The sequence below is a fragment of the Prevotella sp. ICM33 genome, from assembly GCF_000517825.1.
Classification (GTDB): domain Bacteria; phylum Bacteroidota; class Bacteroidia; order Bacteroidales; family Bacteroidaceae; genus Prevotella; species Prevotella melaninogenica.
In genome coordinates, this window is sequence record NZ_JACD01000007.1 from 136,177 (window position 1) to 155,460 (window position 19,284).

Genomic DNA, 19,284 nt, shown 5'->3' on the forward strand with positions numbered 1-19,284 from the left:
CTATTATAAATTATTATAACAACCCATCATCACCTAAAATTCATCACCCAACACCTATTATTCATCACCCAACCCCCAACCCCTACACCCCTATTCATCATCACCCAACATTCAACACCCATCACCCAACACCTACAACCCAATGAAATTAAAATACAACCTTGCAGCATCTGTAGCTGCTTTCATACTCTCGCAGAACGTTGTTGCACAACAGCGATTCAACGAGATGTCTTATTCTCCGAGCGAAACAACCTTCCGCCTCAACGCGCCTTCTAAGCCAACGCTTCGCCTTTATGAGGCAGGACGAGGTGGAAAAGCCTATAAGAAGGTGAAACTTGCACCGAGTGGAGACAATACTTGGACGGCTACTGTGAAGGGAGACCTCAAAGGTAAGTTCTATACTTTCGATATCGGACACGGCGAGACACCGGGTGTCTTTGCCAAAGCGGTCGGCTGTAATGGCGGACGCGGTGCCATTGTTGATATGAAAGAGACCAACCCAACAGGCTGGGAAAGCGATCGTCGTGTACCAACTAAGAGTCCGGCAGACCTCATTATCTATGAGTTGCACCACCGTGACTTCTCTATTGATCCTTCATCGGGCTTGATGCACAAGGGTAAATACCTTGCCTTAACTGAGCAGAAGGCTATTGATCACTTGAAGAAGTTGGGTATTAACGCTGTGCATATCCTCCCTTCGTTCGACTTTGCTTCGATAGATGAATCCAAACCGGACGTGCCACAGTATAATTGGGGCTATGACCCATTGAACTATAACGTACCAGAAGGTAGCTACTCATACGATGCCAACCTGCCTACACGCCGTATTATGGAGTTCAAGCAGATGGTACAAGCATTGCACAAGGCGGGTATCAGAGTTATCCTCGACGTTGTTTACAACCATACTTTCGACCTTACAAACAGCAACTTTGAGCGTACTTACCCTAAGGCTTACTACCGATACAAGGCTGATGGTACTCCTTCAGATGGCACAGGGTGTGGCAATGAGACGGCAAGTGAGCGTCCTTTGATGCGCGAGTATATGCTGGAATCAATGAAGTATTGGGTAAATGAATATCATATTGACGGTTTCCGTGTAGACCTTATGGGGGTACATGACATTCAAACCATGAATGATATCCGTCGTGAACTCAATGCTATTGATCCAGAGATATTTGTCTATGGCGAGGGTTGGAGTGCTGGTACATGTGCTTATCCACATGAGAAGTTGGCAATGAAGGCAGCTATTCCACAGATGCCGGGCATTGCAGCCTTCTCTGATGACATCCGTGATGCCTTGCGTGGACCCTTCTCAGACGACCATAAGCCCGGTTTCCTTGGTGGCGTTACAGGCTTGGAAGAGAGTTTGAAGGCAGGTATTGCGGGTATGATTGAGCACCCACAGGTAGACTACTCAAAGGTAAACTATTCTAAGAAACCTTATGCCCTTGAGCCTACTCAGATGATTTCTTATGTCAGTTGTCACGACGACTTGTGCCTTGTTGACCGTCTGAAGGCTTCTATTCCAGAGGCTGAATATGACGAGAATGAACTGATTCGTCTGAATGAACTTGCCCAAACGGCTATCTTCACATCACAGGGTGTACCTTTCATGCTCTCTGGTGAGGAGATGCTTCGCAACAAGAAAGGGGTGCATAACTCGTATAATTCACCTGATAGTATCAATCATCTCGACTGGAATAACCTCAAGACTTATCCGCAGGTATTCAACTATTACAGTGGACTCATCAACCTTCGCAAGGCACATCCAGCCTTCCGATTGGGCAAAGCCGACCTCGTTCGCAAGCATCTTGAGTTCCTTCCTGTACAGGATTGTTTAGTTGCTTTCCGCCTAAAAGACCATGCTGGTGGTGATAAGTGGAAGAACATCTACGTCATCCTCAATGCTAACAAGGAACTTCGCACCGTCAACATCCCTAAGGGGCAGTATACGATTGTATGTGCTAATGGTGAAATTAACGAAGCTGGATTAGGCAAAATGGAAGGTGGCGAGGTGATGGTTGACGCCCAGTCAGCCCTTATCTTGCATGATTAAGTCGCTATAACCTTCCCCACTTCTCCCCAAAAAGGAGGATTGCTGACCATTCAGCAGATTATTAATAGCTGTTAAGGATATTGGGCTTATTGGCCCTATTAGGCTAATTAGGCTAATAAGCCCAATACCACAGCAAAACAAATTACCTAAAATGAACCGCAGACAACTAACGAACGAACCTAATCTTTCCCTCTTTCAAAAGACTTGGAAGATTCTTTTATTCTTACTTCTTTTATCATCTCCTATGACCGCTCAGAACAGTACGGCAGCTCAAAAGAAAGCCAATAATCGAACAGCTACACCAAACGTTACCCGCATTGACCCTACCAACTGGTTTGCTGACATGCAGGACCCAACGTTACAACTGATGATATATGGCAAAGATATCAAGTTTGCAGACGTTACAACGGACAACCCTAATGTAAAGATTGACTCGCTTGTACGCCTCGATTCACCTAATTATCTCCTTGTTTATCTTAACTTAAAAGGTGCGAAACCGGGTGAGGTAACCCTTACCTTCTCTAATAAGAACGGTAAAAAGACAACAAAGAAGTTCCAACTAAAGGCACGTGAGATGGCTGGAGCAGACCGCAAAGGCTTCGATATCTCGGATGTTTTATATATGTTGATGCCCGATCGTTTCGCTAATGGAAATCCAAAGAACGATGTAATCAAAGGGATGGAAGACCAACTATGCAACCGCAATGAGCCAAGTCTTCGACACGGTGGCGACCTTGAAGGACTCCGCCAACACCTCGATTACTTCACTGACCTTGGTGTTACTGCCCTATGGTTGACACCAGTATTGGAGAATGATCGCCCTGCTGATGGTGGCAAACACAGTACTTATCACGGCTATGCTACAACTGATTACTATCGTGTTGACCCTCGCTTCGGTACGAATGAGGAGTATAAAGCCCTCGTTGACGAATGTCATAAGAAGGGATTAAAGGTGGTTATGGATATGATTTTCAACCATTGCGGAGACTATCATCCATGGGCTAAGCATACACGCATTGATGAAAACGGCAAGACAATCAAAGACTATCCATCAAAGGATTGGTTTAACAGTCCTAACTATGGGCTCCAAACAAGCTACAAGCTTACTCCTGTCCTCGACCCATACGCCAGCAAAGTGGATATGAAAGAGACTGTTGACGGATGGTTTGTTCCCTCTATGCCCGACCTCAACCAGCGTAATCCACACGTTATTAAGTATCTGATTCAGAATTCTATTTGGTGGATTGAAACCGTAGGTATCGATGGAATCCGTATGGATACTTATCCCTACGCAGACCGACAAGCCATGGCTGATTGGATGAAGGTGCTCAACAAGGAATATCCCAACTTCAACACCGTTGGCGAAACATGGGTAACAGAACCTGCCTACACGGCTGCTTGGCAGAAAGACAGCAAACTCTCTGACATTAACAGTAATCTAAAAACAGTGATGGACTTCGCCTTTTTCGATCGTCTTTCGCAGGCAAAGAACGAGGAAACAGATGATTGGTGGAAGGGATGGAACCGCATTTACAACTCTCTTTGCTATGATTACCTCTATACTGACCCATCTTCTGTGATGGCATTCATTGAGAATCACGATACTGACCGCTACCTTGGCAATGGTAAGGATTCAACGGCTTTAAAGCAGGCGTACGCTCTCTTGCTGACAATGAAGCGTATTCCACAGCTCTATTATGGTACGGAGATTCTGATGAATGGTACGAAAACGGAAACAGATGGCAATGTACGACAAGACTTCCCTGGTGGTTTCCCTGGCGATAAGGTCAACAAGTTCACAAATGAAGGTCGTACCAAAGCCGAGAATGCTATGTTTGATTGGACCAGCCGCCTACTCCATTGGCGACAGAACAACGATGTAATCATCAACGGTTCTCAGACACAATTCATTCCTCAGCATGGCGTTTATGTACTTGCTCGTCAACATAATGGCAAGACGGTCCTCACTATCCTCAATGGTAAGAAAGCTGACAACCAAGTCGATGTAGCCCACTATGCCGAAGTAATTGGTTCACATACCACTGCAACCGATGTCCTTACAGGTGCTACTGTAGACCTCACAAAGAACATTCCTTTGGTACAACGACAAGCAATGGTGCTCAGTTTCTAACTTTAAAACGTCGAATAAAAGCCAAAACGAATATAAACTTCACACTAAACAACAAAGACTATCGGAGTTCCCGATAGTCTTTGTTGTTTCTATTCACTAAATCAGAACGTTACTGTCAGACCCACAGAGAGAGCTGTTTTGCCTTGATAGACGCGCCCATGTTCCACATCATCGCCAAAAGTCTTGAAGAGATTCTGTCGCACCTGCCCATAAAGTCCGAATGTCTCACTAAAGTTATAGCGTACACCTGCCTGCAAACCAGCTGTTCGCAAGCCGACGGAAACACCACTATAAATATCCAGTACGGATGGTAGTTTCAGTACTTCAGCCCAATGATAGTTACCCGTCAAGCTGAAATCATACCCCATAAAGGCTCTATCACGTCCTTCGTCATAGTCCTTCACGTTGACATAAGTTAGCTGTCCGCCTACTGAAACGTAGTCGCTAAGCGCATAATCGCTGCCCAACTCTATACCAGACCTCCCTCCAACATTGGCATAACCTGCATAAACTTTAATATCTCCTTCTCCGTCCCACGCCTGTGCCTGTGCACTATGCGGAACACAAAGCAGACAACCAAGCAGTAAAAGCCATTGATAGAGACGGAATTTATCAATATATCTCATCATCTTCATAGCTCAATTATTTTATAGTGTACTTTGTAACAGCAAACACTTTACGGCGTTCACCAGTCTTAGTATTCTTCACCACCTGCGTTCCATAGACGAGGAAGTTATCTCCATACCAGTGCTGAGAGTTAGAGTAACGCATCTTCTTAACGTCTTCGTCTTCATTATCCGTTTCTATAATCTCCGACGTACGGTCTTGAATCACATTTCCATCCGCATTTCTAAAGAGTTTAGATACCAGTCTGTTCTTATCTGTAAAGAGAAGATTCACATTATTCCCCTTCATACTTGCAGAAACAAAATGTTTCACATACATCGGCATAAGGCGTGGCTCCATAGGGAAACATTCGTCCCAAAGCAGATTACCTGCAACATCAAACTTTGCAAGAACAGCGTGTGTATAGTTATAACCTGCGAAGGTTGTAATCATTGTATTACCAATCCAAGTCGTACGATAAACAGGATAGTAAGCCTCACCAAGATAGAAGTAATCCTTACCATCCGTCATAATACGATGAGAAGCCATCAAATACTTCAGCGAATACTCCTTACCAGCCTTCTCTGCCTTTTCCTTTCTGCGTTCAATCTTTGCTTGCTTACGGTCGCTCATATACTCCGTAAAGTTCTTCAACTTTAAGAAGTTGTAGAACTTGATATTATTAAACCTATCGTCTTTCAGCTCTGAGAAGAAAATACCTTCCGCCCCACCTTTCTTCGACTTAGAGTAAGTTCCTGTAACAAAGAACTTATTTCCTGCCTTTGAGACTGATGCCGAGATGATTCGTTCAGCAATATCAGCAGTGAGATTGTTTGCTCCTAACTGATTGCCCTGCATATCCAGACGAAGCAGATAGACATCGGTCTCTACTCCTACCAACGCATAGATAGTATTGTCTATCACGGTATTTTCAAGCACAAAGATATTCTTATCCTTCACTTTTGGGAAGTGGATATCGGTAAATCGGCAATTACCCGTCTTCAAATCAATGATACCAATGCGGTCTAATTTCTTCTGTGTTGAACTGAAAACGACTGATCCATTCGCAATAACGAGATTTCTCATCGACCCTTTACGGGTGTATTCACCATCCGTTGTGGTTATTCTATGTGTTGCAGGATTGAAAGCAACGATCATAAACGAACCATCCTTCTGACGCAAAACAGTATAAAGCACACCACTCTCAACCACATCTGAATAGAAATACATACCCTTATCAATCAATATTGAATCGGTACTTATCAGCTTCATTGCGGTTGAATAAAATTCTGTCTTGAAGTAACGCTTACCCTCTTTGCTGTCCTTAGCAAACGACTGAATGACCAGTCCCTTGTCATCCACAGGCAACACGACCTGATCTTCATAGTCAGCACGGTGAGGATACTCTATTCTTCCTGTCACCTGAGCAGTCATACTCATCACCTGAGAGCACAACGCAATAACACATAATAGCAGAGTTCTCATAATTACTTTATCGTTAATAGTTAATGATTAAGATTGTCTTTATATTTTAAAAAGCGATCTAAAAGTTCGTTACACTATATAATTTTAGGCTCTCTTCATCCTCCTTTTAGAGTTTTAACTTACTGAACACAAAAGTACATTTTTTATCGGATAATCACAAATAATTCAAAGAAACTTTCACAGCCTACTATTATTTTTATCCAAATTAACCTAATCTATTGAGCATAAAGAGGATGCATAACTTGTATATAGACACAACAATGAGAAAGTCCTAATGCTCTTCTCGCTGCTTTTATACGTCTTTCTCCCTATTCAGCATCATGCACCTTTAATAGATTCATAAGTTCATCGAACTCGGAAGAGTATTTTACACCTGTTTGTCCCCAGTCATATTCATATCGAACGGTCTTTCCATGATAGTAAATATAGATGTATAGACCACCCATATCACTGCAATGTTCGTTACCTTTTACCGCCACAATGTCCTTTACAGTACCCTTGACGAACATATCATCAACAAGTTCTTGTACACGATGAGCACTATCATCACTAAAACGAACAGTTCTGACAGTGTCTTTACCATCGTCAGATACAAATATTGATCGCGTACATTTCGTTACACTTCCATTCTTATATAACATCCAATAAACCTCCGTACGACCGCAACTATAGCCGGGATCACGTCCAATAAGAACGGAGTCATACGCACTGAGTGTATCCTTTTTCTTGATACTACCTCGATTACCTTCTGTACAACTGACGACTGCAAAGGCAATTATACCACATAACCATAATAACTTATTCATCCTTCTAAAAAAATAAAAAGTCAACCGCTATCAATCTATCCTACTAACTATATCGGAACGTAAGACACTATAAAACAGTGCAACTATCAACTATAACCTTTCCTTTATGTACTTTTCACAAAAGTAAGCATTAATATTCTTGTTTCCAAACATTGGTCAATAAAAGTTCGTCTTACCCATCTCTTCTATACGTGTTAGTGCTTAGCACATAGCGTGCGGAGGGTAAGCACCAATGGTGCGGAGTACTAACACGATGGGTGATGATGCGGAGGCGGATTCAAAAAGAGCGCTTTTCAAAGGATAAAAAACACAAGGCTGCCCTCGTTAGGACAGCCTTGTACATCTTATTGATAACTTAATTGTTGTCTAATCCGTCTCTTACTGGAAGAGAATATTTACTGTTGTCTTACTCTTTACAGGGCGGTCATTCTGCATAGCAGGGTTCCACTTAGGCATATTGTTCGTAAGACGAACTGCCTGCTCTTTGTAATATTCCACACAGTTGTCCAACACACGCTTCTGTTTTTCAGCATCCATCTTCATAAAGTGCTTGCTTGTGCCCTTCACATTCTTTACGTCAACGACACGAGCACCAGTAACAGTGCCATCCATCTCAACATTGAAAACAACGGTCATCTCAGCCTGTACCTTTGAACGGAATGACTGAATACTGCGACGCTGACTCTGTGCAAAATAGTTATTTATAGCCTCCTGACCACCTTCAAAGGTTGGGAGCACCTCTGTCTTACTAACCTGTGGAGTCAGAGAAAGGGACTCTAACTTCGCTTTCAGCTTATTAATCTCCACCGTTCCCATGACAATCTTGCCCTCTGGGTCAATGAGATACATTGAAGGAATCCAATCAATCTTATACAACTTGTCGATAACAGTATTCTTTCTGAACTTCTTTAGTTCGCTCACCTGTGTCCAGTGCATCTGATACTTGCCCCAATAAGTCTGTGCCCAAACCTCGCGATCGGTATCAAAAGAGATACCAACAAACTGCACTCCATAATCGCGGAACTGCTCGTAAAGCGCCTTCATGGCAGGAATGTCACGACGACAGTCTGGACACCAGCTTGCCCAGAAATCCAATACCACGTAACTACCACGATACTGACTCAACTTTATTTCCTTAGCATCGTATGTCTTCAACTTAAACTCAGGCGCACGAGTACCCGGCTTGAGCATGTTCGTGGCATACTTAGCATCTAAATCCTTAGTTGGTTCAACGTTTGTTGTCTGTGCAAAAGCCACTGATGCGGACATAAGAAATACACTGACAACAGCTAAAAGAATTCTTTTCATATCTAATTTTATTCTATTTTCTTTATCTTCCTTCCACTAATAAGATTGGAATTTGCAGTTTTTAGCTCTCCTTTCAGTTTTCAGTCATGTTGCAAATATACGACCTTATTTTGAATAACGCAAATACATTATTGTATTTTTTCTATGGTCAACGTCTGGTCGCAATAGTCAACAACAGCTGGACGATGGGTGATAAAAATCACCGTTTTATCGTGATTGGAGAGTATATTCTTCAAGAGGTCGCGCTCTGTCTGTGGGTCAAGGGCTGACGTTGCCTCATCAAATATCATGATACTACGGTCACGCAGTAACGAACGAGCTATGGCAATGCGTTGTGCCTGTCCTTCACTGAGTCCTCCTCCCTGCTCTGAACAGAGGGTATCGAGTCCTAAAGGAAGATGGAAAACAAAGTCAGCACAGCTCTTCTTTAATACAGCAATCATCTCTTCTTCCGTTGCATCGACCTTACCGAGTAGTAGGTTCTCACGGATTGTGCCACTAAGAAGTGTGTTACCTTGAGGGACATAGACAAAATTGGTACGCATGAGCGGTGTCAACTCTCTGCTTTCTTTTTCGTTATAAATCTCTACAGAGCCCTTATTAGGCTTCATCAAGGCAAGGAGCATACGTACAAGTGTTGTCTTACCAGCACCTGTCTCACCAAGAATAGCCGTACAAGAGCCTGGGTAGAAATCGAAGTCAAGATCCTTCAATATCTCTCGTTCGGCATCATCATAACGATAGTCGACATGATTCAAACGAATACCACAAGGTCCTGCCACCTCTATCGGCTCGCCTTGTTCCTCTAAAGGATTCTCCTCTAACTCCATTAGTCGCTCGGCAGCAGTGAATACTGAGACAAAAGCAGGTACCAATTTCGTTAATTGACGAGCAGGATTTTGAATCTTATTTACCAACTGTAAAAAGGCTGTCATACCACCAAAAGTCAGCGAATGAGCCGACATGCGGAGGGCTGCCCACGTGAAAGCAACAAGATAACCAAAGGCAAACCCAAAGTTCAAAACAAGGTTTGAGAATACAGAAAACTTTGTTCTTCGCACTACCTTACGACGCAACTCGTGTTGTGTTCCCTCTAACTTTCCAACAATCATCTCGTCACTTTCAAGTGTCTTGATGAGCATTCTGTGCTGAATCGTTTCTTGCAAAACACTCTGAACCTTTGAGTCTGAGTCGCGAACTTCACGTGTCAGTCGTCTCATCTGACGTACATACACCTTGCTGATGAGGACAAACAGCGGAATCATAACGACAATGATAATAGCAAGACGCCAGTCCATCGACATCAAATAGAAGAAAGCACCGAGGAACATAGCCAATGTTGAGACTGAACTTGGTATCGTCTCGGTGAGGAAACTTACCACATTGGCAACATCAAATTCCAGTCGATTAAGTACGTCACCACTGTGATGACGCTCTTTTCCGTGCCACTCCGAACGTAGAATACGGTCGAGCATGCGCTGTTGCATACGGTTCTGTGCCTTGATACCTAACAGGTTCTTTACCCACACAGAGGCTATACTCAACGCGAAATCGCAGAGTATCAACGCTCCCATGATGCTCACTGCGGTATAAATACTGCCCTCTATGACATGAGAAGCCACATCAATGGCATGTTGAACAGCCCATACTGTTGCCAAAGAAACGACTACACTGAGAATACCTATCAAAGCATTCAGTATCGCCTGCTTACGATTACCACGCCAAGCATTCCACAACCAGCGGAATATCTCCTTGCTTGTGTAACGCGTTTCAGGGATTTGAAAGAGGTTCTTTATCTTGCTTAGCATTATTACCTTTTATTTTTAATTTTATTGAAGGTGTGGGAATGATAGACTTTTCAGCTGGGTTAGCATAGCTAATAAGGATGGTTTGAATAGGAAAACTAAACTGTATGGTAAGCTATTCACTGCCTTTCTCGCCAACAATCAGCCTTCCTAAAACTGGCGTGTATCAGCTCCCCACATCAACTTCTCACGTAGTGTTGAGAAGAAACGCTGCCCATAGACCTTCACGATACGCACCTTATGCGGTGCCTTCTTTATCGTTAGCGTTACTCCCTCGCTGAGTTTCTCTGACCGTCCGTCTACAGCTGCAAGGAAGTTGTGGCTTCGACTCTTTACTTCCAACTTTATCTCAGCCTCATCACTGATAACGATTGGACGAATATTCAGACTATGTGGGGCTACAGGAGTCATACTTAAAATGCCTGATTGAGGTACGATAATCGGACCACCAACCGACAATGAGTAAGCTGTTGAGCCTGTTGGCGTACTGATAACAAGTCCGTCAGCCAAATAAGTTACCAAAAATTCGCCATTAACACTTGCCTTTATCGATATCATCGCAGCATTATCACGTTTCAAAATTGCAATATCGTTCAAGGCAAAAGGGCAGTTCTCGAGAGCTTTCCCGTCTGCTTCAAGTTGGATAACAGCACGCTCCTCGATCTCATATCTTCCTTCAAAGACATTATTGAGTACGTCTTTAATTTCTTCTGGAGCAACATTTGCGAGGAAACCTAACCGTCCCATATTCACGCCAATGATAGGTATTTGCTTGGGACCAACCTTACTTGCTGCCTTTAGAAAAGTACCATCGCCACCTAAGGAAATGACATAATCGACATCAAAGTTTACCCCCTCGAATACACCCGCTATAGAAATCGACTTCTTAAGTTCTTTTTGTAGGCTATTATAAAAGTTCTGTTCAATATATACATCAGCTTCATGCTCCCTCAGATAGTCTAAGATTTCTGTTATCTGAAGCGAGTCAAAAGCTTTAGAAGCATTGCCGAAGATAGCAAAACTAAGTTTCTTTTCTGCCATAAAAACATGCCTTTTTTAATTCTTTTAGTCTTACAAGCCACACAATACCATGAATATTTAGTATATTTGCAGACACTATTCATTTGCAAAAGTAAAGATTTTAATTGGATTTATTACGTAAAAACAAAATAATTATGGCTAAGGTATATGAGTTTCTCGCTAATGGCTTTGAAGAAGTTGAGGCTTTGGCACCTGTCGATATCCTACGACGTGGAGGCGTAGAGGTGAAGATGGTTAGTATTACAGGTAGTAATCTCGTTGAATCATCACATGGTGTAGTGGTTAAAGCCGACCTCCTTTTTGAGAACATAACCGACTTCTCGGATGCAGACTTACTGATGTTGCCTGGCGGTATGCCCGGTTCAAAAAACTTGAACGAGCACGAAGGCGTTCGTAAAGCCCTCAAAGAGCAGTTTGAAAAAGGTAAACGCGTTGCTGCTATCTGTGCTGCTCCATTGGTATTGGCATCTGTTGGCTTGTTGAAAGGTAAGAAAGCAACTATTTATCCAGGTATGGAAAGCTACTTAGGTGAGGATGCTGAATACACAGGAGCACTTGTTCAGGAAGACGGAAACGTAACAACTGGTGCCGGTCCTGCTGCTTCTTTCCCATACGGATATCAGCTTCTAAGCTATTTCCTACCTGCTGAGAAGGTGGAAGAGATAAAGAAGGGTATGATTTACGACCGTCTTCTCAATTCATAAACCATATTCATAGCATAGAATTGTGACGTCTAAAACATCAAAATATGCCATCATCGTCGCTGGCGGAAAGGGATTGCGAATGGGAGCAGACATACCCAAACAGTTTCTTCCTGTCGGTGGGAAACCTGTCCTCATGCACACGATCAGTCGCTTTCATGCCTACGATAAGGATTTGAAAGTTATCCTCGTCTTACCGAAAGAGCAACAAACATATTGGAAGGAACTATGTGAGCAGTATCATTTCGATGAGGAGTACCAGTTAGCTGATGGTGGTACAAGTCGCTTTCAGTCATGTAAGAATGGTATTTCGATGATTCCTACAGATGCTGTTGGACTTGTTGGCATCCATGATGGGGTGCGTCCTTTCGTCTCTTGTGAGACCATTGCACGTTGTTTTGATACTGCTCAGACGTCAAAAGCGGTCATTCCTGTATTACCAGTTACTGACACTCTGCGTTTTATCGGTGACTCTCCAAGCGGAAGAAACGTACAGCGTAGCAATTATAAAGCCGTACAAACGCCACAGGTCTTCGACATTCAGCTTATCAAACAGGCATACGAACAAGAAGAAAGTACCGATTTTACCGATGATGCGAGCGTTGTTGAACGACTCGGACAAGTGGTAACAATGGTGGAAGGAAATCGTGAGAACATTAAGATTACAACTCCATTCGACTTGAAAGTGGCAGAAGCTCTTTTAATTCATAATTCATAATTCACAATTCATAATTATGATTACTATTATTAATTCAAAATTCATAATTCATAATTCATAATTATGATTACTGAGTTTGATGGAATTATTGGATAAGTTTGATGGAGTTATTGGATAAGAAAGACGAAAGAGTGGAAGTGTAAAGATGATGTTTAAGACTGATAAACAGCACAACCAAGATGTGTAAAGCATAGAGATGAAGAATATAAAGGGCGTTATTTCGGAATTATTTTCACGAAAAGAAGAATTTATTTTCATGAAAAAAAATATTTCTTTTCATGAAGAAAAATATTTCTTTTCATGAAAAAAAATCCTTTAACATCATATAAGTTAGAGCGCTATAAGGCCCTTATAATAAGCCCCAAAGCCAAATAAAAGAGCAATAATAAGCAACAAAAAACAATAGCTAACATCTTAATGAAAGTTAAATAACAGCATTTTTTTCCCATGCTTGTAACTTTCCCCCATAGATAAGCGTCATTTAAACAGAGAGAAGATGAAAAAAGTCAGTTTCCGTAACGATGTGTTGCCGTTGAAGAATGAACTCTTCCGGCTTGCACTCCGTATCACGCTCAACAGAGCTGAGGCTGAGGACATCGTTCAGGACACACTGATAAAGGTCTGGAACCGCCGATACGAGTGGGAAAACATCGATTCTATCGAAGCATTTAGCCTCACCGTATGTCGAAACCTTTCGCTCGACCGCATCAAAAAGAAGGAAAACAACAATGATTCTTTGGAAGATGTGAAAGTAGCTGAGCCTCTCGCTTCATCTAATCCTCAAGACCGAATGATTGAAGAGGACAAAATCAGTCTCGTTAAACAGATTGTAGATGCTCTCCCAGAGAAACAACGAAGCTGCATGCAGCTAAGAGATTTTGAAGGAAAGTCATACAAAGAGATTGCTGAAATACTCGAAATCAGCGAAGAGCAAGTGAAGGTAAACATCTTTAGAGCTCGCCAAACGGTCAAACAAAAATACTTGAAATTAGACAATTATGGATTATAAGTACATCGAACAATTACTGGAACGCTACTGGCGTTGCGAGACTTCTCTCCAAGAAGAGGAAATCTTGCGTATGTTCTTCTCACAGGAGGACATCCCAACTGCGTTGCTGCCTTATCGTTCTCTGTTCGTTTACGAGCAGAATGAGAAGGAGATGGACGTCTTGGGCGATGACTTTGACCAGAGAATCCTCGGACTAATACAGGAAGACGAGCCAGTAAAGGCTCGTGTAATAACAATGCGCCACCGTCTTATGCCACTCTTCAAGGCAGCTGCTGTGGTAGCAATCTTCCTTACCTTAGGTAATGCAATGCAGGTTGCTTTCTCTGATGATGATGCTCATCAGGTAAGCCCAAACACTGCAGCTGTTAACAAACCTCAGGAGGGTCCATCTGTTGCTAAGGCCGACTCGGTAGTGAGCGACACCTTACAACATAAGATACAGTCACCTGTATCAACCATCACAAAGTAAGACAATTTCTATGCTTTCTCTATAAAATAATCATTTTAAGTAAAACAACTCGAGGCTGTGAAGTCTCAATTCTCTCAAATTTTTCATAACATACTAACGTAGAAGAGCCGATACTCCTAATGAGTGTCGGCTCTTCTTATGCTGGAAAACGAGGAGAATTAATTCAGAATTCATAATTCAAAATTCATAATTATGATTGGGTTTAATTCAGAATTCATAATTCAAAATTCATAATTATGATTACCGATGACGCGTAAAGACAAAGTTCAAGACTCAAAGTTCAATGTTCAAAGGGTAAAGTTCAATGTTCAAAGGGCTTAATTATGATTACTGATGATGCCTAAAGACAAAGTTCAAAACTCAAAGTTCAATGTTCAAAGGGTAAAGTTCAATGTTCAAAGGGTAAAGTTCAATGTCCAAAGGGCAATGTTTAAAGAAGAAAAACGCCGAGACTCTCAACGAGCTTCGGCGTTATTAGTATGTTTAACTAAGAAATCTTTTCAAATGAAAGGGAACCTCACGGTCACCTTTGTCATCCTTGATCAATCGTTAAACTTTTACCTTAATAAAATAACTAAAAACCTAAATCTATTACTACTAACCTAAACAATCTATTAACCTTTTGACAATGCAAAGTTAGAATGTTTTCAAGTATTGTGCAACATTTACATTGACTTTTATATTGAAGACTATCTTTTCTTGATACATATCAACCCTTTGTGTGCGCAAACAATCAATATTTAGTCACTTTTCTTGGCTTTTTATCTGTTTTCTTGTAACTTTGCTGCAAATGATATATCAATGAGAATACTGATTGTAAATACCAGTGAGAAAACAGGTGGTGCTGCTGTTGCAGCCAACCGACTCAAAGATGCTCTGAATAATAACGGAGTGAAGGCAAAGATGTTAGTACGAGATAAACTGACAGATGACATCACTGTGGTCAGTCTTGGGCACGAATGGCGTAACCAATGGAACTTGTTATGGGAGCGTTTCTGCGTATATTGGAACCTTCATTTCTCTCGAAACCACCTCTTTGAGATAGACTTAGCAAACACAGGAACGGACATTACGAAGCTACGCGAGTTCAAAGAGGCTGATATCATACACTTGTCTTGGATTAATCAGGGTATGCTCTCGCTGAAAGGTATCCGTAAGATTCTTGACAGTGGGAAGCCTGTCGTGTGGACAATGCATGATATTTGGCCTGCAACAGGCATTTGTCATATTACATTAAACTGTCTACGCTATCAGTCGGCATGTGGTAATTGCCGCTTGCTACCCAATGGTGGCTCTACAAACGACCTATCTCATCGAGTCTTAGAACGTAAGAAGAAGATGCTTGAAGGGCGTAACGTCATGTTTGTTACATGTAGTAAGTGGCTTGAAAAAGAGGCTCGCAAGAGTGCTATTCTCGCTGGTCAACAGGTGCGTTCTATCCCTAATCCCATTGATACACACGTTTTCCATCCTGCCGACAGCAAGCAGGCACGTATAAAGATAGGGCTCCCTTTGAATAAAAAGATAATCCTTTTCGCCTCACAACGAGTAACAAATGTAAATAAGGGTATTTCTTATCTTGTCGAAGCATGCCACCAATTGGCTACGAAATACCCAGAGATGGTGGACAACACTGCCGTGGCTATACTCGGAGGACATGCAGAAGATCTTAGGGAGGAGTTCGATTTTGAAGTCTGTGAGTTGGGTTATGTTAATGACACCCAACAGATAGTTGATGTCTATAATGCTTGCGACGTGTTTGTCTTACCCTCCTTGTCAGAGAACCTCCCTAATACTATTATGGAGGCAATGGCATGTGGTGTACCTTCGATAGGCTTTAAGGTTGGAGGAATACCAGAGATGATAGACCATTGTAAGAATGGCTATGTAGCGGCAGAACGCAATGCAGACGACCTTGCAAAGGGCATACACTGGGTGCTTGATGAGTCCGACTACACAGCCCTTTCAGAAGCAGCTGTTGGGAAAGTACTGCGCTGTTATTCACAACGTAGTGTCGCAATGCAATATCTTGAAGTATATAATGAGGCACTCGCCTATAAGAATTTCCGATTATGATCACATTTTCAGTAGTCACTATAACCTATAATGCAGCTTCGGTTCTGCAACCGACACTTGACAGTGTGCTCATGCAGGACTATCCTCATGTGGAGCATATCATCATTGATGGAGCCTCAACAGACAACACTTTAGAGATTGCCAAAGCCTATCAGCAGCTGTCTGACGAGGCTGAAAATGAGCATGTCGTACGTATTCAAAGCGAGCCAGACGAAGGACTTTATGACGCAATGAATAAAGGCTTACAACAGGCTACCGGCGATTATATTGTCTTCCTGAATGCAGGTGACCGCTTCCCTAATCCCGATACATTAGACAAGGTGGTACTTGCTGCTGTTGTTGGAGATGGCGAGGAACTCCCTGCCGTCCTCTTTGGCGATACAGACATCATTGACGAAAAGGGCAACTTTATTAGCCACCGCAGGCTAAGTCCATCAGAACGACTCACATGGCGTTCTTTCCGTTATGGTATGTTAGTATGCCATCAAGCATTTTATGCTCGCTTAGACATCGCTCGTTCACTATTATATGATACAACTTATCGCTATTCAGCAGATGTCGATTGGTGTATACGTGTCATGAAAGAGGGCGAACGTCAGCAACTTCTTTTACGTAATATCCATGCCGTTGTAGCAAATTATGTACGAGAAGGACAAACAACCCTTCATCACAAAGAGTCGCTCCGTGAGCGTTTTGATGTGATGTGTAAGCACTATGGACTGATTCAAACAGTCCTCCTTCATGCATGGTTTGCCGTACGTAGTTTAATAAAATAGGTAGACTTCCTTTGGTTTAAATGCCCTTAATACGTCCTATTGATTGTTAAGGGCTGCAATTTCTGCGCTATAAAATCGTTTTATCAGTAAGTAGTATTATTATGGGGACGTTTAGAGTAAGTTCATGCTCTGTCCCCTTCACCTAATAAAACGTACGAAAATGGAAAGAATGAGAATTAAAATGTTAGTAGCTTTGTTGCTGCTATGCCTTTCGGTATCAGCACAAACAGAGTATAGTGGTATTGCTGGAGCATCACCAGGCATGGTAAGAGCAAATAAGCAGGCTGCAGCGAAGCAAGCCAATCGCAATTCAAAGGCTGCGAATTCTTCTAATGTATCAAAGCCTAAGACTTCCAACAATGGCAATGCAAATAGTAATAACTCAACCTATGCACCGCTACCAGACAACAATGAGTCTGGCGAAACAGAGGTTAGAGACGGCTTTAAGACTTTCTCACGTGGCATGGGTAAGGTGATTAAACGTGAAACCAAGACTATGGGAGAGGTAACCCGTAAGATTGGTGCCGATGGCAAGAAGTTCTTTAAGAAATTAGGTAAAGGAATCTCAGACTCTTTTAAACCAGACACGACAACCTCTAAGTAAGATTTCGTTTCACACTATATATGGCGTGTTCCAAGGCTAAAACCTTTTGCGGTCAATAGTCTTGGAACATTTTTTTTAATTTCTCTTATTCCGTAAACAAGACCTTCTATCAGTTAGTTCTATTACCATCACGACATATTATGACATGCTGAATGAAGTTTTCTTTCCGCTTTTTATTACTGCGTAATTGCTCCGCACATGATGTGCGGATGCTTCGCACATATCGTGTTAAGGCTTAGCACGTGTGGTGCAGTTGGTAAACACCATTAGTGTTAGCCCCTAAACACCCTGCAAAATGCGACTATACGAAGTCATTTTTATCTACTCTTATAAGAGAGTTCATGAGTCAATGACCGGCAAGGGCTTAATAAGTCATCTGGAATGTTTTGCCATTAGTAAATAATTGACTACCTTTGCCACCCGAAACAAGATTATTATGAATACCATTGTTCCCTTTAGTCATCCCATGTATATCATGCTGAAACCAGCTGGTTCGCTTTGTAACCTGCGGTGTAAGTATTGTTATTACTTGGAGAAGAGTAAGCTTTATGACGATAATAAGAATCATGTTATTACCGATGCGTTACTTGAGAAATTCATCAAGGAATACATTGAGGCACAGACAACGCCACAAGTCCTCTTCACATGGCATGGTGGTGAGACACTAATGCGTCCTATCTCGTTCTATCGTCGTGCGTTGGAACTGCAGCGTTATTACGCTCGTGGCCGCCAGATAGACAATAGCATTCAGACAAATGGTATTCTACTAAACGATGAGTGGTGTCGTTTCTTCAAGGAAAATAACTTCCTTGTGGGTGTCTCTATTGATGGTCCACAAGAGTTCCATGACGAGTATCGCCGCAACGCAATGGGTAAACCTTCCTTTCATCAGGTGATGAAAGGTATAGACTTATTGAACAAACATGGGGTTGAGTGGAATGCTCTCGCCGTAGTCAACGACTTTAATGCAGACTATCCGTTAGACTTTTATCACTTCTTCAAGGAGATTGGCTGCCGTTATATACAGTTTACACCCATCGTAGAGCGTATTGTAAAGCGTACAGATGGACTGACCTTAGCACCAGGAATGCAGGAAGGTGGTGAGCTAACCGACTTCTCTGTGACGGCTGAACAATGGGGTAATTTCCTCTGTACCATCTTCGATGAGTGGGTACACCATGATGTAGGCGAATACTATATACAGCTCTTTGATGCCACTTTAGCGAATTGGGTTGGCGTTGCACCAGGTATTTGTACCATGGCAAAAGAGTGCGGTCATGCAGGTGTTATGGAGTATAATGGTGATGTTTATTCGTGTGATCACTTCGTTTATCCAGAACATAAACTTGGCAACTTGTCACAGCATACCATTTATGAGATGATGAATAGCGACCGACAGAAGGACTTTTCCAAGATGAAGTATAGACTTCTTCCACAACAGTGTAAGGAGTGCAAGTATCAGTTTGCTTGTCATGGAGAGTGTCCGAAGAATCGTTTTATTCGCGATTGTTACGGCAATCCTGGACTTAACTATCTCTGCAAGGGGTATTATCAGTTCTTCGAGCATGTAGCGCCTTATATGGACTTTATGAAGAACGAACTGGAGAATCAGCGCCCACCTGCTAATGTAATGAATCAAGTGTTCGGGAAGTAAAACTCCCTTTGAGTTTACTCCATATCCGACTTAATTCGC

Annotated in this window: 16 protein-coding genes; 10 read left to right on the forward strand and 6 right to left on the reverse strand. The window is 42.3% G+C overall.

Annotated elements, in window-relative coordinates; all coding sequences use genetic code 11:
• The first annotated feature begins 142 nt into the window (after positions 1-142).
• Entirely contained in the window at positions 143-2,056 is a 1,914-nt protein-coding gene (pulA, locus tag HMPREF1505_RS01885) for a type I pullulanase (RefSeq protein WP_036921664.1), read from the forward strand.
• Between the two features lie 151 nt (positions 2,057-2,207).
• Entirely contained in the window at positions 2,208-4,187 is a 1,980-nt protein-coding gene (locus HMPREF1505_RS01890; RefSeq protein WP_036921665.1) for a glycoside hydrolase family 13 protein, read from the forward strand.
• A gap of 101 nt (positions 4,188-4,288) precedes the next feature.
• Here the strand turns inward: HMPREF1505_RS01890 and HMPREF1505_RS01895 are convergent, their stop codons facing one another.
• The 6 genes from HMPREF1505_RS01895 to HMPREF1505_RS01920 all read right to left on the reverse strand — a co-directional run bounded on the left by HMPREF1505_RS01895 (position 4,289) and on the right by HMPREF1505_RS01920 (position 11,238).
• The gene (locus HMPREF1505_RS01895; RefSeq protein ID WP_051412292.1) at positions 4,289-4,816 is read right to left on the reverse strand and encodes a DUF6646 family protein; all 528 of its coding nucleotides are present in this window, start codon (positions 4,814-4,816) and stop codon (positions 4,289-4,291) included.
• 13 nt (positions 4,817-4,829) lie between these two features.
• Positions 4,830-6,278, reverse strand: coding sequence for a hypothetical protein (locus HMPREF1505_RS01900; RefSeq protein ID WP_036921668.1), 1,449 nt, complete (start codon positions 6,276-6,278; stop codon positions 4,830-4,832).
• Positions 6,279-6,586: 308 nt separating this feature from the next.
• On the reverse strand, positions 6,587-7,084 hold the full coding sequence (locus HMPREF1505_RS01905; protein WP_036921671.1) for a hypothetical protein: 498 nt from the start codon (positions 7,082-7,084) through the stop codon (positions 6,587-6,589).
• Between the two features lie 378 nt (positions 7,085-7,462).
• Entirely contained in the window at positions 7,463-8,392 is a 930-nt protein-coding gene (locus HMPREF1505_RS01910; protein WP_036921674.1) for a redoxin domain-containing protein, read from the reverse strand.
• A gap of 128 nt (positions 8,393-8,520) precedes the next feature.
• The gene (locus HMPREF1505_RS01915; protein ID WP_036921676.1) at positions 8,521-10,200 is read right to left on the reverse strand and encodes an ABC transporter ATP-binding protein; all 1,680 of its coding nucleotides are present in this window, start codon (positions 10,198-10,200) and stop codon (positions 8,521-8,523) included.
• Between the two features lie 147 nt (positions 10,201-10,347).
• The gene (locus tag HMPREF1505_RS01920) at positions 10,348-11,238 is read right to left on the reverse strand and encodes an NAD kinase (RefSeq protein WP_013264842.1); all 891 of its coding nucleotides are present in this window, start codon (positions 11,236-11,238) and stop codon (positions 10,348-10,350) included.
• A gap of 134 nt (positions 11,239-11,372) precedes the next feature.
• Between HMPREF1505_RS01920 and HMPREF1505_RS01925 the strand changes: the two genes are divergently transcribed.
• From HMPREF1505_RS01925 to HMPREF1505_RS01965, 8 genes are all read left to right on the forward strand, one after another.
• Entirely contained in the window at positions 11,373-11,942 is a 570-nt protein-coding gene (locus tag HMPREF1505_RS01925; RefSeq protein ID WP_004358760.1) for a DJ-1 family glyoxalase III, read from the forward strand.
• A 22-nt stretch (positions 11,943-11,964) separates the two neighbouring features.
• Positions 11,965-12,657 (forward strand): 2-C-methyl-D-erythritol 4-phosphate cytidylyltransferase, encoded by a 693-nt coding sequence (locus HMPREF1505_RS01930; protein ID WP_036921679.1) that lies wholly within the window; start codon positions 11,965-11,967, stop codon positions 12,655-12,657.
• A 496-nt stretch (positions 12,658-13,153) separates the two neighbouring features.
• Positions 13,154-13,666, forward strand: coding sequence for an RNA polymerase sigma factor (locus HMPREF1505_RS01935; RefSeq protein WP_036921682.1), 513 nt, complete (start codon positions 13,154-13,156; stop codon positions 13,664-13,666).
• Positions 13,656-14,135, forward strand: a complete 480-nt coding sequence (locus HMPREF1505_RS01940) for a hypothetical protein (protein WP_036921684.1) — start codon at positions 13,656-13,658, stop codon at positions 14,133-14,135. The genes HMPREF1505_RS01935 and HMPREF1505_RS01940 overlap by 11 nt, the downstream gene beginning before the upstream one ends.
• 801 nt (positions 14,136-14,936) lie before the next feature.
• Entirely contained in the window at positions 14,937-16,211 is a 1,275-nt protein-coding gene (locus tag HMPREF1505_RS01950; protein ID WP_036921966.1) for a glycosyltransferase family 4 protein, read from the forward strand.
• Complete coding sequence (locus HMPREF1505_RS01955) at positions 16,208-16,987, forward strand: glycosyltransferase family 2 protein (RefSeq protein ID WP_036921690.1); 780 nt, start codon at positions 16,208-16,210, stop codon at positions 16,985-16,987. Before HMPREF1505_RS01950 ends, HMPREF1505_RS01955 begins: the two co-directional genes overlap by 4 nt.
• A gap of 160 nt (positions 16,988-17,147) precedes the next feature.
• Positions 17,148-17,591 carry a hypothetical protein gene (locus tag HMPREF1505_RS01960; protein ID WP_036921693.1) on the forward strand — a complete coding sequence of 148 codons (444 nt, stop codon included), beginning with the start codon at positions 17,148-17,150 and terminating at the stop codon, positions 17,589-17,591.
• A gap of 436 nt (positions 17,592-18,027) precedes the next feature.
• Positions 18,028-19,245, forward strand: a complete 1,218-nt coding sequence (locus HMPREF1505_RS01965) for an anaerobic sulfatase-maturation protein (RefSeq protein WP_036921696.1) — start codon at positions 18,028-18,030, stop codon at positions 19,243-19,245.
• Positions 19,246-19,284 lie beyond the last annotated feature (39 nt).

Excerpts from the sequence above, each read along its gene's own strand:
- HMPREF1505_RS01890 (WP_036921665.1), top strand. The coding sequence starts at position 2,208 with ATGAACCGCAGACAACTAACGAACGAACCTAATCTTTCCCTCTTTCAA.
- HMPREF1505_RS01920 (WP_013264842.1), bottom strand. The coding sequence starts at position 11,238 with ATGGCAGAAAAGAAACTTAGTTTTGCTATCTTCGGCAATGCTTCTAAA.
- HMPREF1505_RS01955 (WP_036921690.1), top strand. The coding sequence starts at position 16,208 with ATGATCACATTTTCAGTAGTCACTATAACCTATAATGCAGCTTCGGTT.
- HMPREF1505_RS01900 (WP_036921668.1), bottom strand. The coding sequence starts at position 6,278 with ATGAGAACTCTGCTATTATGTGTTATTGCGTTGTGCTCTCAGGTGATG.
- HMPREF1505_RS01935 (WP_036921682.1), top strand. The coding sequence starts at position 13,154 with ATGAAAAAAGTCAGTTTCCGTAACGATGTGTTGCCGTTGAAGAATGAA.
- HMPREF1505_RS01915 (WP_036921676.1), bottom strand. The coding sequence starts at position 10,200 with ATGCTAAGCAAGATAAAGAACCTCTTTCAAATCCCTGAAACGCGTTAC.
- HMPREF1505_RS01940 (WP_036921684.1), top strand. The coding sequence starts at position 13,656 with ATGGATTATAAGTACATCGAACAATTACTGGAACGCTACTGGCGTTGC.
- HMPREF1505_RS01925 (WP_004358760.1), top strand. The coding sequence starts at position 11,373 with ATGGCTAAGGTATATGAGTTTCTCGCTAATGGCTTTGAAGAAGTTGAG.
- HMPREF1505_RS01910 (WP_036921674.1), bottom strand. The coding sequence starts at position 8,392 with ATGAAAAGAATTCTTTTAGCTGTTGTCAGTGTATTTCTTATGTCCGCA.
- HMPREF1505_RS01965 (WP_036921696.1), top strand. The coding sequence starts at position 18,028 with ATGAATACCATTGTTCCCTTTAGTCATCCCATGTATATCATGCTGAAA.
- pulA (WP_036921664.1), top strand. The coding sequence starts at position 143 with ATGAAATTAAAATACAACCTTGCAGCATCTGTAGCTGCTTTCATACTC.
- HMPREF1505_RS01905 (WP_036921671.1), bottom strand. The coding sequence starts at position 7,084 with ATGAATAAGTTATTATGGTTATGTGGTATAATTGCCTTTGCAGTCGTC.
- HMPREF1505_RS01895 (WP_051412292.1), bottom strand. The coding sequence starts at position 4,816 with ATGATGAGATATATTGATAAATTCCGTCTCTATCAATGGCTTTTACTG.
- HMPREF1505_RS01960 (WP_036921693.1), top strand. The coding sequence starts at position 17,148 with ATGGAAAGAATGAGAATTAAAATGTTAGTAGCTTTGTTGCTGCTATGC.
- HMPREF1505_RS01950 (WP_036921966.1), top strand. The coding sequence starts at position 14,937 with ATGAGAATACTGATTGTAAATACCAGTGAGAAAACAGGTGGTGCTGCT.